Raw genomic sequence first — 14,697 nt, forward strand, 5'->3', positions numbered from 1 at the left:
TTGATTTGTTGAGAGAGTGTCCAGATTCAAATACGGAATATTTATACTTTATATATAATAATTTCAGCTAGTTGATCAGTTTTTATAAAATATTGACTGGGGTTTTTTAGGGTGATTCATAAATGAATCAAAATGCAGGTCAGGCGTTTTCTTTTGGAGGGCGGATACCGTGTTTCTTCAACTTGCGAACTACGGTGGGTTGACTGACGCCGAGGTAGGAGGCCATTTCCCGAGTACCGGAACAAAAGGTTCTCACTTTGGCGAGCATTTTACGTTCGACTGAGTCTATGGCCTGGGGCAAGGTGATATTTTCCGTTTCCTTGGGAATGGAAGAGTCTGTCTTGAGCAGATCGAAGAGAAATTCATCCAGGATCGGTTCATCACTCATCACCACGCCTTTACGAATAAGTCCCTTCAATTCACGTACATTACCGGGAAAAGGGTAGCGCTGTAGCTGATCAAAGAGTTTTGGGGTGATGCGTTTATCCGTGCTGTATTTCGTATTGCATTGCCGGAGAATCATAGCGACCAGTTCAAAGAGGTCTTCGGGGCGTTCTCGCAGGGGAGGGATGGAGACAGTGAAGGTGTTGAGCCGATAGAGGAGGTCTTTGCGGAAGCGTTTGGACAGGACCATGGCGTCGAGGTCCCTGTTGGTCGCGGCAATGATGTTGCATTTGAGTTGCTTGGGTTTACTCGCTCCCAGTGGAAAATATTCGCGTTCATCAAGACATTTGAGCAGTTTTGCCTGGCTTGCCAAGGGGGTTTCCCCCACTTCATCGAGAAACAGAGTGCCATCTTCCGCGAGTTCGATGAGACCGACTCGTCCTGTCTCCACCGCACCGGTGAAAGCGCCTTTTTGATACCCGAACAGTTCGGCTTCGAAAAGCGAATCTGGCAGGGCGGCACAGTTGACGGAGATGAATGGTTTCTGTTTGTTGGGACCACTTTTATGAATGAATTTCGCCAGTAACCCTTTCCCTGTGCCGGATTCGCCAAGCAATAACAGAGTTGTCGCTTCCAGTTTGGAGAGTCGTAAACAGGTGCTCAAAACCTGACGCATGGACTTTGATTCGGCAACCACGCCGCCATGGCGGAATTCAAGCATGGTCAGGTCGTCCAATTCTTCCCGCACCTTGGCCTGGAGTCGCCGGGCTTGTTCCAGATTTTCACGCAACATGTTCAGATCCGTGATGTCACGCTCGTTGACCACGACCAGAAAGAGGTTGCCATGATCATCAAATGCAGGGGTTCCGGTGACCAGAAGTTGTTTTCCAGTGCTTTTGATATGTTGAATGATCGTATGCTGCTGGCCTGTTTCCATGACATGCAGGGTTACAGCATCATCTATGATACCGTCATCAAGCATGACCTTGACGTTCTTTCCGATGAGCGTGGAGCCATCGATGGCATTGAGCCGTTTGGATGCCTTGTTGATATCGAGAATGGTTCCGTTGCCATCCGTGACCCATATCCCATCGCTGGAGGACTGAAAGATTGTCTGAAGCTGGCGAGCCATGTTCTGATAGGTGACCAGGTTGCATGCCAGTTCTTCATATCGCTCCGGGCGTTGCAGGCTGATGACGGCCCCTGCGAGTCTCTCCTCGATCATCAGCGGTGTGATTTCGTAGAAAAGTTCCTTGCCCTTTGCCACGATACGCCCTTCTCCATGCTTGAACTCGTTTCCGATCAATGCTTCACGGACTTTGGGTGTTGCGAGGGGCAGGAGTGTCTCGCTGTCATGCCCGATATATTCGGCTTCTGCACGTCCCCGTGCCTGAAGGAATTGAGTCGCTGGTTTATTGAGGTAGATGACGCGACAGTCCAGATCGACAGCCACCACAGCATAGCTGACGGCATCCAGTATGGCGAAGAGATTTACGTTTATGGTCATGCGGCTTCATAGCAAAGACGCGACCTAAAGGGAATGGTGGAAGGAGGGAGGATGCTGTCTGCGGGTTTTCAGTGCTGCATCATGAGCATCAATACTTTTTCAGCATGTCTTTGGAGAGCAGATGTCTGTCTTCGTTTGCAGTTCCGGGGTGGGTCAGAAGCACGGGCTGGCTGTTCCGACGTATCAGTTTGATTCTGTCCTGCAGAATGACCGGGACCGAATCGGCAAGCGGGTTCCCATTTTCATCCAGAATCATTCGAGCTGTGCAGAGGCGTGTGATTTCTCCACTCTGCATCACGGTTCCAGCCGGTCCCAGGTGGTGCCAGCCCCTGTAGCGGCCATCGTTGCCCATCATGCGAAGACCGACTCCGGCTAAAGCGCCAACAACGCCATCGCCGGTTCCGCCGTGTTCCGTCAGGTGAACCGAGAGTTGTTTCGCCAGCGCATAGGCTAATTTCTTGTTGAGGACCGTTGTCTTGGCCGCGAGGCCAAAGTGAACAAGGTGTTGCCACGCGTCTTCCGAAAGTGTGTCGGAAATCATGCACAGACCAGGGTCTGAACCATGAGCTGCCCGTGTCTCGAGGTATCTTTGCATATACCGGACAAGCTCGTCAGCAGAGGGACAGGCTGTGATTTCCACACACATTGAACTGTTGTGTGATGTGTACGGGACATCTTCATGGACAAAGAGTTGGTGGCGGCTGATACGGGAAAACTGACCAAGGCCACGCTCTTCCATTTCAGTACAGGCCTGTTCCATGAGCCATCCTGTGCCCTTGGTTTCCATGGTGTCTGTATCATCTATGCACAGATAGTACCGCATTGCGTGCTCCCTTTTTTGCCACGAGAGATTGTCTCATGGCTTCAGCCGTATGCTCGGCAGGCATTATTATGCTGGGAAAAGCATGTCAAAAGGCGCGGCTCCTGAATGATTTGACACCAATGCGTATCTCGGGGGCTGAACCCGGTGGAGAGAGCTGCCTTGTTGGCTTTTGTCATTGTGTCGATTTATTTTGTGAGCGAGGCCATATCAGCCTGGGTCAGGCCCAGAAGATGAGCCGGAAATTCCTCGAGGGAGCTGATGAGATAGTCTGCTTTGGCAAAATCCTCACTGGTGAAGGAAGAGGATGCATCGGGCCATGCAATGACAGTCAGTCCTGCGGCAGCCGCTGACGCGACACCAACCCTGGAATCTTCCACGACCAGTCCGCGGGAATGGGGAATCCCCATTTTTTTGCATGCCAATCTGTACGGGTCCGGGGCTGGTTTTCCATTGTCAAAATCATCACCTGTCAGGGCGAAATCGATAAAAGAACCTATCCCTAAGACGTTGATGTTATTGTGTACGACCTGGCGGTCCCCGTTGGAGACACAAGCCTGTGGGATGTTCATATCGGAAGCCTTGCGCATGAGACGAAGTGGCGACTCGCGGATGCGGCAATTCTTGAGGTTCTCCATATAATATTGGGCGCATTCATGCCGGAAGAGTGTTTCCGATCCAGGAAGATTTTTCTGGGTGTGGAGATAGTCCCATTTTTCAATCATGGTCTTGCCGATCATGGCGGCGTTGTCAGCGTCGGTCAGTTCCATTTCTCGCTTGGTACAATAGTCGGCCACGGACTGAAAATGCAGTTCTTCAGTAAGAATGAGCGTTCCGTCAATATCCCAGAAAATGGCGTCCACGAGCTTCTGTGTCATTCTGTTCAAACCGCCTTGGCTGAAGTTTTTTCCTAGTCAGGACCGGAGGGAACCTTCTCCCCGGAACCAGGTCTTGATGTCAGTTTTTCGGGAGGATTCCAACCGATACTTTGAGTAAGAATTGCATAGTAGGCTGTATGGTCTCCTTGTTCGGTTCATCATTCATGTATCCCGAGCAGATCGACTGTAATGATAAATGTGTTTTCTGTATACGTATGAGAGGGGAGCTTCGTGGTCGGGCTTTCTGCGCGGTCGAGGTGTGAGTCAGCAGTGGGCTGCCTCTTTTGTTTTTGTGCTCGAAAAAAAAGAGGCCATCCCGAAATGATCGGGATGGCCTCTTTTATTGACGGAAGAGAATTACATCATGCTTTTCATGGTTGAAAGCGTCTTCTCCATCTTGTTCAGGCTGTCCATCATCATGGGGATACCCTTGTCAGCATCTTTTTTGGCCATGCCCATGCCTTTCATGGTCATCATCATTTCCTTGTTCATTTGCTTCATGGATGCTTCCATGTGCGCATTCTTGGTCATTTTGGCATGTCCCTCTGCTGCGGCCATGCCGTGATGCAGGTCAGTCATGTGAGAGTTCATGCTGGTCATGGCAGCCTTGCGTTGGGCAGGGTCCTTCATGGTTTCGACGTCCTTTTTCATCAGGGCGAGGTTGTCTTCCATGACTTTCATGCTGTCTGCCATCTTCATGTCACCAGCATCCATTGTGCTGTGGTCCATGGCAAAGGCGAAGCCGCTGACAAGCAGGGTCATGGCGAGGACGATGGCGAGGGAAGTAACTTTTTTCATTGATAATCTCCTTAACAGTTTTAATTGGTAACGGTTACGATTGCTCATCCGAACTTTCGGCGAGCCGTCTCTTTTTCACTGTGTATTTGATTTCCTCCACCTGGCAGTAGAGGACTGGAACGACGAAGACCGTCAGGATGGCTATGGTCATGCCTCCGAATGACGGAATCGCCATGGGGACCATGATGTCCGCACCGCGTCCGGTCGAAGTCAGTACCGGGATCAGGGCGAGGATAGTCGTGGCCGATGTCATGAGAGCCGGGCGAATGCGGCGTTGTGCCCCTTCCAGAATGGCTATGCGGATGGACTCCACACTGCTCATATCTCTGGTTCCACGGCTTTCATCGAGATAAGTCGCCATGATCACACCGTCATCCGAAGCAATGCCGAAGAGGGCGAGGAAGCCGACCCATATAGCCACGCTCAGGTTGATGGGATGTACTTGAAAAAGGTCTCGCATGTACGTCCCGAAAACACTGAAGTTGAGGAACCAGTCCTGCCCATAGAGCCAGATCATGGTGAATCCTCCGGACCAGGCCACGAGGATGCCCGAGAAGACCATGAGCGTGGTAGCCATGGATTTGAACTGGAGGTACAGGATGACCACGATAACCATCAAGGCCAGAGGCAGAATGACCGCCAGCTTCTTTTGCGCCCTGATCTGGTTTTCGTAGTTGCCTGCGAATTCATATGACACGCCGCTGGGCACTGTCAGATCTCCCGATGCTATACGGCTTTCAATGAATGCGCGGGCCTGTTCCACCACATCCACTTCGGCAAATCCGGCCTTCTTGTCAAAGAGCACATACCCGATGAGGAATGTGTCTTCGCTCTTGATGACCTGCGGGCCGCGCACGTAGCGCATCTCGGCCAATTGTTTGAGCGGAATCTGTTCTCCGGACGGGGCCGCGACCAGAATGTTCTCCAACTCCTCCATGCTGTCGCGTAGCTCGCGCATGTACCGCACGCGGATAGGATATCGTTCGCGTCCTTCTATGGCAGTGGAGAGCATCTTGCCACCCACAGCCACTTCAATGACATCCTGTACCTTTTTCAGCTTGATGCCGTAACGGGCGATTGCCTCGCGGTTGATGACGATCTCCAGATACGGCTTGCCGACAATTCGATCGGCTATGACTGCGGCGGGTTGGATGGACGGGACTTCCTTGAGCATCTGTTCCAACTGCAGACCAAATTGTTCGATGGTCGCCAGATTCGGGCCTTTAACTTTGATGCCCATGGGGGCGCGCATGCCGGATTGCAGCATGACGATACGGGCAGCTATGGGTTGAAGCTTGGGGGCTGATGTTGTACCGGGCATTTCTGCTGCGGCTGCGATTTCGTCCCAGATGTCGTTCGGTGAGCGGACACCGTCCCATGCCTTTCGTCCCGGATTGAGGGCCGGGTCAAGGGGAGCGCGCCATTGTCGGAATGGCTTGCCGTCCTCGTCCGGGATAAGATTACCGTTCTCATCTCGCTGGTAAAAGCCCTGCACAAGGTATGGCAGGCCATCTCCCGCAGGCAATGGTTTGCCCTTGGCTGAACGGAAGTAATCTTTCTGGTTCTCGTCGAAGCGATACCGCAGACGTTCACCATTTTGGGCAACCAGATATTCCGGTTTGTAGTTGATGACTGTTTCGATCATGGAGACCGGAGCCGGGTCCAACGGGGTTTCCGCACGACCCAGTTTGCCCACGGCACTGTCTACCTCGGGGATGTCCAACATAGCCATGTCCTGTTTGGACAAGACATCGTGGACTTCACCAATGGAAGCGTGGGGCATGGTTGTGGGCATATAGAGGAAAGAGCCTTCGTCAAGGGGGGGCATGAATTCCTTGCCGAGTCCGGGGAAAGCCTTTCGAATGACACTGACCGGCCTTGATGCGCGAATGGAATCCGGCATCCAGGAAGTCAGAGCACCACCGCCGAACCAGATGAGTGTCCCGAACAAGACAACCATGCAGGGCAGTACCATGAATGCGGCCTTATGGTGGAGTGCCCAACGTAGCATGGTCGGGTAGCCGCGTTGGAAGAACTGGAAGAAGAGCATCAAGCCGCCGATGAGTATGGAGACGAAGATGATATTCAGCAAAGCGCCTTTTTCAGGCCCAAGTGGCAACCAATGGTCCGACAGGAAAATGATGACCAAAGCTATGACGCTGTAGTTTTCCAGATTGCCGCAGAATTTTTCTAGCCTGGCGGGCAGGAAGTGTCCGAGCATCCTGTGTAAACCCAGCACCACGAGGAAGAGCCCGACCCACCATTTGACGAGCAGGGAAACCAGAATGCCTGCCGCGATGTAGAGAATGTTGACAAGATGCTTCTTCCACGCCTTTCCCACGCCCGTTTTTTTGTGCCTGTATACCAGGTGAGCGATGGCCGGGAGCACGGTCAGAGCCACGATGATCGAGGCGATGAGCGCAAAGCTTTTGGTATAGGCCAAGGGCTTGAAGAGCTTGCCTTCCGGGCCTTCCATGGCAAAGACGGGAAGGAAGCTGACAATGGTCGTGGCCACTGCGGTCATGATGGCACTTCCGACTTCGGAAGCGCCTTCGAAAATGACCTTCATTCGGCTCTCCTCCAGGGAGGCCTGCTCGAATTTATTGAGTATGTTCTCGCATATTATGATGCCCATATCGACCATGGTTCCAATGGCGATGGCGATACCTGACAGGGCAACGATATTGGCATCCACCTTGAATGTCTTCATGCTGATGAAGACCATCATCACGGCCAATGGCAGGAGTGAGGAAATGAGCAGGGAGCTGCGCAAATGCATGACAGCGATGAGGACCACGATGATCGTGATCAGGATTTCCTCGGTCAGGGCCGTGTCCAGGGTTCCGAGCGTTTCATTGATCAGGCCGGATCGGTCATAGAAGGGGACTATGGTCACCTTGCTGACTGTTCCGTCCTTTAAGGTTTTGGATGGGAGTCCCGGAGAAATCTCAGCAATCTTTTCCTTGACGTTCTTGATGACCTGAAGCGGATTTTCTCCATAGCGGACTACAACCACGCCACCCACGGCTTCAGTGCCGCCTTTATCAAGCACGCCGCGGCGCAGGGCCGGACCGAGAGTCACGCGGGCAACGTCTTTGACCCTGATCGGGATGTTGTTGGTGACTTTGATGACGGCTTGTTCGATGTCGCCGAGATTTTTGACGAAGCCGATTCCTCGGATCAAGTATTCGACACTATTGATTTCAATGGTTCGCGCCCCGACATCCAGATTGGACTGTTTGACGGCGGAAAAGACATCCTGAAGGGTTACTCCGGCTGCGCGCATGGAGTCTGGATCAACATCAACCTGATATTCTTTGACAAATCCACCGACGGATGCGGTCTCACTGACGCCCTCGGCTCCCAGAAGCGCATATCGGACATACCAGTCCTGGACACTTCTGAGTTCATCCAGGTCCCAGCCGCCTGTCGGATGACCGTCAGGGTCTCGGCCCTCAAGAGTGTACCAGAAAACCTGACCCAGGGCCGTGGCATCGGGACCAAGTGTGGGTTGTACCCCTTGAGGCAGGGTTCCCGGTGGCAGGCTGTTCAGTTTCTCCAACAGGCGAGAGCGTGACCAGTAGAATTCTACATCTTCCTTGAAAATGACGTAGATAGTGGAAAATCCGAACATGGAGTAGCTGCGGACAGTCTTGACGCCTGGAATGCCGAGCAGGGCGACTGTCAGCGGGTAGGTGACCTGATCCTCCATATCCTGAGGAGACCGTCCCATCCATTGGGTGAAAACGATCTGCTGATTTTCACCGATATCCGGTATGGCGTCCACAGGAACCGGGTCGCGCGGCAGGCTGCCTATATGCCAGTCAAAGGGGGCGACAACCAGTCCCCAGCCCATGACAACGGCCACGAGCAGGAACACGATCAGTTTTTGTTTTAGGCAGAAAAGGATGACCTTATCGGTCAAGGTCTTGGCTTCGATATGTGTTTCTTTTTCGTTTTCCATGCCGTCCGCCTACTTCTTGAGCTGCTTGTTGATCTCGCCGCAGGTTGACATGGCAGTGCCGAAATATGGATTGTGCACTTCTTCGTTCCGCTGGAGCCATGTAGCCCCTTCGTACTCGAAGGCCATGGGGCAGAATATCTCGTACAGGGGACCGTTCGTCTCCACTCCCAGTTTGAGAATGGCTTCGGAAAGTCCCACTGAAATGGGTTCGAATCCGGTACGGACTCCTACGATATCCTGGGCGTCGCGAATGGCGGCCAACCCATCGTTCAATTTTGTCAGTGAAGCGGTCCAGACATTGTGAGACGGGCCGTCCAGAACTGTTTCGTCAACCAGTCGCAGGGACTCTGATATAGTGGCGGCAGCCGAGCGAGCTCCTTCGGTATCATCTTTGGCCAGGCTCGCGGCAAGGGCTTCATATGCCCCAAAGACATGACCTAACTGTGTTCTGAACTCAACAGGAGCGGTCAGTTCCACCTCCGGTGTCGCGATGGCAAAGGTTGTCGCAAGTTCGGCATAGTGTTTTTTCATTTCCGAGAATATTTCATGGAGTCGTCGGATATCGGGAGCCTCTGCACCGAGAATGGCATCATTCCCGAGGAGCATCGAATATTCTTTCCAGCGCAGGGCTATCTTCCCCTCCAGAGAAGAACCGTCTATCAAGCGGAGGGATTTGTTGAATTCGCCGAATGCCATATGTGTTTGGGAGAGTTCTTCCGTGGAAACGGCTGAAGACAACTCCTCAAAGGATTGGGAAAGCAGGCGAAGCTTGGAAGAGAACAAGGAAGGCAACTCCTCGGAAATTGCTCTGGAGGCGGTGCTCGGATTCATCATACTGGGCTTGGCTACGATCTGCACCGCGCTGTCGATCTTGAAGTTTCCTTTGGTGACGACCAGTTCGCCTTCCTTGAGACCGCTGAGAACGATATAATAATTCCCGGCCTTGGAGCCGAGAATGATCTCGCGGCCTTCGTAAACTCCTTCCTTGTCTGGATTGGCGACATATACGACCGCTCTTTTTCCGGTGATAAGAGGGGCGGATGCGGGAATGACTAACGGTGAGTTTTTCGTTTTCCCCAATTGCCCACCCTTATGCTGGGTCGCACGGACAAGCATGCCCGGCTTAAGGCTGCCGTCCGTATTGGGGACTTCAAGGCGCACTCTAACGGTCCGGGTCTTCTCGTTGACCAATGGGTCGATGTAAACAACTTTTCCCTTGAATACTTTTCCCGGATAGGCATCGGTCTGGAACTCTACCTGCTGACGGAGTGAGACCCACGGCAGATCGGATTCGTAGGCTTCGAGGATGACCCACAGGGAGGACAGGTCCGCTATGGAGTAAATAGGTGCACCGGTTTTGACGTATTGCCCTTCATTGACGGCTTTTTTTATGACCACGCCGCCTTGTGGAGCATAGAGCGTGATATGATCAGCCGGGGTTCCTTCCGTAATGACCTTGTCAATCTGCCTTTGGGTCAAACCGAGAAGACGGAGCTTTTCCTGTGCCGCTTCCTTGGTGCGTTGAGCACTGTTTCGGACTAGGTCGAGCTTGCTGTCCTTGAGGTCGCGGATGGCCTTGATCGCCTGTATCAGTTCAGCCTGAGCCGTGAGGAGTTCCGGGCTGTAGACAGACACCATGGGTTGTCCTTTCTTGACCAGGCTCCCTGTATAATCAACGTACATTTTGTCAACGCGACCGCCGGTCCAGGCCGTAATATTTCTGACACGGGTCTCGTCATAGTCCACTTTCCCGGCCATTCGGGTCTCTACTGCCACATCAAGCCGTTTGACCTCTTCAACGGCGATTCCCGCCAGGGTTCGAGCCGAACTGGTCAGGGTTATTTCCCGCATACTGGTCTGGTCGCCTTCGTCCTTGCGGATTAACGGGATCAACTCCATGAAACATATTGGGCACTTCCCTGGTTTAGGGAGTTGGATTTGAGGGTGCATGGAGCAGGTCCAAGTGACATTGCCTGCTTCATCGTAATGAGCTTCGAGATCATGCCCTTTTTCTCCTTCCGCCTGGGATTTCGTATCCGTTGGCGGAGAAGTATCTGACCCTTTGGATAAATATCCGGCGCCAAAAGCGATGGCGATAATCAGGATGAATATTGGGACCAGTTTGGCATTTTTGAATCTGCTCATGATTTCCTCGGTGTCTTCCCACAGTAAAGGGGGCGGCTGTGCCTGGATGCCGCGCTTGTGGCACCCTGTTTGTTTGTCGCGGTCGATTCCGGCCGGACAAAGGTTACGTTGTCGAATCAAATATCAGCCATCCGATTCTCAGTCGGACTCAAAAAAAGGACAGGCCGTTGGGGTGAACTGTTTTTTCCGGTTAGCGTGTTCTTCTGAGAAGAGAACCATGAAATTCGCATGGGAGTTCCTGGCCTACCAATGTTTCTATTTCTGCCAGACGCTGTGCCTGGTCCGTCAGGGCACGGTAATAGGCAAGTTGTAATTCCAGCAGGGTTTTCTCCGCATCAATCAAATCAAGGGCTGTCCCTCCTCCGGTCATGAAGGATTCCATGATAACTCCCAGAGACTGTTCTGCTTTCGGGACCAGCGTGTCCTTGTACAGGCCAATTTTTCGTCCTGCATCACGGTATTTGTAGAGGGCCAGTTCCAGATCGGCCCGCAAGGTGCGTTCGAGACCGACTCTGCTCCGTTTTGCAGAGAGAATCCTTGCCTGACTTTCTTCCACTGCGGCATCGCGTGCACCGGTCCAGATGGGCAGGTTGAAGGCCATGGTCGCCATGACCGGGTTGTCTCCGTCGCCCATCACTCCGGAGTTGCGTGCGTCATCCACTTCAGTGACACCGATGCCAAATGTGAAATCAGGATAATAGTTGCGTTGGGCAAGTTCTTTCCCGGCCTCAGCCTTGGCTGTAACCGTGTCCCAGTATGCAAGCTTCGGGTTGGACTCGGGCAGACGGGAGAACAGGGACTCTTCGGAATCGGTGATGGACATGACCGGAATCGATGCCGGAAATTCTATGGCCTGGTTTCGAGGCCGGTCCAGCAGAGCGTTGAGTCTCGCTGCCAAGGGGGTTTTCAAATCCATGAGGGAATTGAGACGGTCTTCGAGTTTGCCCAGTTCGACCTGTGGTCTGATGATGTCGGAGTGCTTGGCTGTTCCTGCCGTATAGCGGGAGGTGGCAATCTTTTCCAGATACTTCATTAACTCGATGTTTTCACGGGTGATATCGGTGGCGCGGGCCAAGTAGGCGTACTCATAGTATACCTGCTTGACTTTGTAGAAAGTGCTGAGTTTCAAATCATCGAATTGGGCCTTGAAACCATCAGCTTCACGAAGGGCCATTTGTTCCTTGAAGCCGAGTTTGCCGAAGAAGGGGAATTTTTGTGATAACCCGTAATTGTAACGGGCCGGACCACCGCGAGTCTCAAGCGGCGTGGTGTAGTAGCCGAATGAAAGCATGGGGTCGGGCAAAGTGTCGGCCTGAACAGCTTTCTTGATGGCTGCCTGCCATTTTTGAAATGCAGCGCGCAGCTCGTTGTTGTTGTCCGCCGCAAGGGAGAGAAACGATTTGAGGTCATCAAGTTCCACACGGTCTCCAAGATACGTGCCCTGCTTATCTGGTGGTGTTTCCTGCGCCAAAGCAGGAAAGCCCTGAGCGCATACCAGTATCATCAAGGCTGTTACGAACAAGACGGTTTTTCTCACGATTATCTCCCTTCAGGCTCTCTTTGTTAAAAAGTCTTAACAAACTATATGCCAGATAGTGTTTCTAACTCTAATTCAGTATCTTATCAGGTTTCTTTCGAAAAATCCCGACTAAAATGATCGGGTTCAGTGCATTTTTTCGCACATTTTGTGCATCGGGCATGTGCAGTTTTGTGCCAAAGCTGCCATACTCAGTACAATATATGTTCGTTGTGACTAACATTATAATTTATTAGTTTATTTTACCCTATTGTTCAGATGGTATACATCCTGCTTTTACGCTAGAAGAAATCAATGTGCACATGAACAGGACAAAGGTGGTTCTGACCTCTGTGTGAACTTCCTGAGCGGAGAAATAATGCGAATTCGATCCAAATTATTAATACTTCTTTTGCTTGTATCCCTGACACCTCTTCTGGTGGTGCGGGCGACCATACGGCGCGATCTGAATCAAATGGGGGACACCCTGGCAGAGCGCAGCGCCAATGTACTTGTTCACAAAGCCAGTACCGGATTAACGAGAATTGTGGAGGACCATGCACGGGTTTTGATGCGGGAGAGGCAGTTGTTGGAGTCTACCTCGCTTCTGCTTGCCTCCAAGCTGGAAGGGGTTCTCTCCGGGCACGCCCATACGCCGTCCGACAGCTCTTTTGCCCTGACTGAAGAGCAGGTGGCTATGATGGCAAAGGGCTATTATTTTGAGCATATGCAAGGCCGTATACAATCGTTGCATGTTGATTTGGACCATGTCTCGGTTCGCAACGGGGATGGCCGGGAAGCCATGCTTCACGGATTGGCTGCGCTTATGTCCAGGGTCAAATCAAACTATCCCAATCTCATTCTTTGGATCGAGATGCGTCTTGCAGACGGTACATCCGTGGTCTACCCTGCATTGGAAGGACGTGGGATGATGCGTCCGAGGGTCTCTCGTATGTCGATGCCCCAGGCGTTACTTCCAGCTTTAACCTGGAGCAGTCCACAGCCAGACAGCCGAACCCGTCGAATGGCTTTCCGCGTAACATCACCCATCAGGAGTGCGAAAGGCATCCTCGAGGGAAATTTGACCATTGTGGTACCGGTGGATTCCATGCTGCACGACAGTCCTCATGTCAGCATGTTCTCGACCAATGCGCAGTCTTTTCTGGTTCGTCCGACAATCGATACCGAGCTTGGGCTGAACCGGATTCAGATCATAGCACAGCAGGCCTCCAGAAACTCTGGGCGTGGACACTGGCAGATGCCCAGCAGCAAGGCGTGGCTCGTCTGCCCGAATGCTGACACGCTCAAGATCATCACCACTTCTTTGAAGATGCAGCGCCCCGGTGTGGTGGACATGCAATATCAGGGCAGCAATTCCCTGTGGGCCTATGCTCCTCTTGATGAGAGTGGTTTGGCTCTCATGTTGATCGTTCCTAAGGAGGATGTTGTCAGGGAAGCTGAAGTCGCACGACAGTTCATAGGGGATCAAGTCGCGCACCACGATACATCCATGGGGATTGTCGTCCTTGTTGTCGCGGGATTGGCCCTGATTTTCGCTTTGGTTCTTTCCCGGTTGTTTACGCGAAATATCCGTGAACTGGCTGATGCGGTGAGAAGTGTGGCCAAGGGGAATTTCTCGGTCCGTGCGCCGATTCGCTCCAAGGATGAAGTCGGTCAACTCAGCCATGCTTTCAACAAGATGGTCCCGGCTCTGAAGGAACGTGTTTCCATGAAAAATTCTCTGGAAATGGCTCAGGAGGTACAGCAAAGTCTTTTGCCTTCGGTGGATCCTGAATTGCCTTGGGTCGATGTTGCTGCCGCCAGCATGTATTGCGATGAAACCGGGGGCGATTATTACGGATTTGTGGAGCGCCGAACCGGTTCTCAACGGAGTTTGGTCGTCGCAGTTGGTGATGTGAGCGGGCACGGGGTTCAGGCCGCACTCATGATGGCGTCCGCCAGAGCATATCTTCGAGGGGAGCTCCTTGGGGGAGCGTCGTTGGTCAGTGCCATGGAAACCGTCAATCGCCGAGTTTTCGAGGACGTGGATGGTTCCGGTCGGTTCATGACTCTTTTCCTCATGGAACTTTTCGAAGACGGCGCTGTGCAGTGGGTGCGGGCCGGGCATGATCCTGCGTTGGTCTATGACGTCGAGACCGGGGTTTTCGAGGAATTGGCAGGTTCCGGTCTGCCTCTTGGCGTGATTGAGGATGCTGCATTTGAAGTGTGCTCCCGTGTGGATTTCAATACGGGTCAGATCGTGCTTATCGGGACTGACGGTATTTGGGAGATGCGGTCGAAAGTCGGTGAAATGTTCGGTAAGGAGCGACTCAAACGGATTATTCGCGACAATGCCTCGGGGACATCCGGTCAACTCAATACGGCTTTGGAGCAGGCGTTGACCGAGTTCCGGGGGGAGTGTGTGCCAGTTGACGACATAACCGTCGCAACTCTCAAGCTCCTTCGATAATTTGAAAGAATTATGTGGAGAGTCCTTTTTTCTCGATTTTTGCTTTTCCCTTTTGTGAATGAAATGAGCAGGATCAGAAAATACAGGATTGATGTGTTTGAAATTATTTTTCTTAAGAAGCCGAGAAGAAAGAATATTTTTCTCTCTTTGGTGTCAAATCTTGATTAAGTCGAATAGTATTGTGTGAGGGGTCATCTTTCCAATAGTTCTTTATT

General features: G+C 52.2%; 8 protein-coding genes. 1 reads left to right on the top strand and 7 read right to left on the bottom strand.

Translation table 11 applies throughout. From position 1 onward, the window contains the following. Positions 1-139: 139 nt before the first annotated feature. The 7 genes from BN4_RS14965 to BN4_RS14995 all read right to left on the bottom strand — a co-directional run bounded on the left by BN4_RS14965 (position 140) and on the right by BN4_RS14995 (position 12,033). Positions 140-1,891: a sigma 54-interacting transcriptional regulator gene (locus tag BN4_RS14965; RefSeq protein WP_015416251.1), complete on the bottom strand. Its 1,752-nt coding sequence runs from the start codon at positions 1,889-1,891 to the stop codon at positions 140-142. Between the two features lie 88 nt (positions 1,892-1,979). Continuing rightward, entirely contained in the window at positions 1,980-2,714 is a 735-nt protein-coding gene (locus BN4_RS14970; protein WP_015416252.1) for a hypothetical protein, read from the bottom strand. Between the two features lie 185 nt (positions 2,715-2,899). Continuing rightward, complete coding sequence (locus BN4_RS14975; RefSeq protein WP_015416253.1) at positions 2,900-3,589, bottom strand: HAD family hydrolase; 690 nt, start codon at positions 3,587-3,589, stop codon at positions 2,900-2,902. A gap of 357 nt (positions 3,590-3,946) precedes the next feature. Then, positions 3,947-4,387, bottom strand: a complete 441-nt coding sequence (locus BN4_RS14980; protein WP_015416254.1) for a hypothetical protein — start codon at positions 4,385-4,387, stop codon at positions 3,947-3,949. Between the two features lie 34 nt (positions 4,388-4,421). After that, positions 4,422-8,351 carry an efflux RND transporter permease subunit gene (locus BN4_RS14985; protein ID WP_015416255.1) on the bottom strand — a complete coding sequence of 1,310 codons (3,930 nt, stop codon included), beginning with the start codon at positions 8,349-8,351 and terminating at the stop codon, positions 4,422-4,424. Positions 8,352-8,360: 9 nt separating this feature from the next. Further along, the gene (locus BN4_RS14990; RefSeq protein WP_015416256.1) at positions 8,361-10,496 is read right to left on the bottom strand and encodes an efflux RND transporter periplasmic adaptor subunit; all 2,136 of its coding nucleotides are present in this window, start codon (positions 10,494-10,496) and stop codon (positions 8,361-8,363) included. A gap of 190 nt (positions 10,497-10,686) precedes the next feature. Then, positions 10,687-12,033: a TolC family protein gene (locus BN4_RS14995; protein WP_015416257.1), complete on the bottom strand. Its 1,347-nt coding sequence runs from the start codon at positions 12,031-12,033 to the stop codon at positions 10,687-10,689. A 358-nt stretch (positions 12,034-12,391) separates the two neighbouring features. On the opposite strand from BN4_RS14995, the gene BN4_RS15000 reads away from it, so the two are divergent. Beyond that, positions 12,392-14,482 (top strand): PP2C family protein-serine/threonine phosphatase, encoded by a 2,091-nt coding sequence (locus BN4_RS15000; protein WP_015416259.1) that lies wholly within the window; start codon positions 12,392-12,394, stop codon positions 14,480-14,482. Positions 14,483-14,697 lie beyond the last annotated feature (215 nt).

The sequence above is a fragment of the Pseudodesulfovibrio piezophilus C1TLV30 genome, assembly GCF_000341895.1.
Taxonomy (GTDB): Bacteria; Desulfobacterota; Desulfovibrionia; order Desulfovibrionales; family Desulfovibrionaceae; genus Pseudodesulfovibrio; species Pseudodesulfovibrio piezophilus.

What these genes read in the sequence shown, in the direction of transcription:
- BN4_RS14965 (WP_015416251.1), bottom strand. Translation starts at nt 1,891, where the DNA reads ATGACCATAAACGTAAATCTCTTCGCCATACTGGATGCCGTCAGCTAT.
- BN4_RS14970 (WP_015416252.1), bottom strand. Translation starts at nt 2,714, where the DNA reads ATGCGGTACTATCTGTGCATAGATGATACAGACACCATGGAAACCAAG.
- BN4_RS14975 (WP_015416253.1), bottom strand. Translation starts at nt 3,589, where the DNA reads ATGACACAGAAGCTCGTGGACGCCATTTTCTGGGATATTGACGGAACG.
- BN4_RS14980 (WP_015416254.1), bottom strand. Translation starts at nt 4,387, where the DNA reads ATGAAAAAAGTTACTTCCCTCGCCATCGTCCTCGCCATGACCCTGCTT.
- BN4_RS14985 (WP_015416255.1), bottom strand. Translation starts at nt 8,351, where the DNA reads ATGGAAAACGAAAAAGAAACACATATCGAAGCCAAGACCTTGACCGAT.
- BN4_RS14990 (WP_015416256.1), bottom strand. Translation starts at nt 10,496, where the DNA reads ATGAGCAGATTCAAAAATGCCAAACTGGTCCCAATATTCATCCTGATT.
- BN4_RS15000 (WP_015416259.1), top strand. Translation starts at nt 12,392, where the DNA reads ATGCGAATTCGATCCAAATTATTAATACTTCTTTTGCTTGTATCCCTG.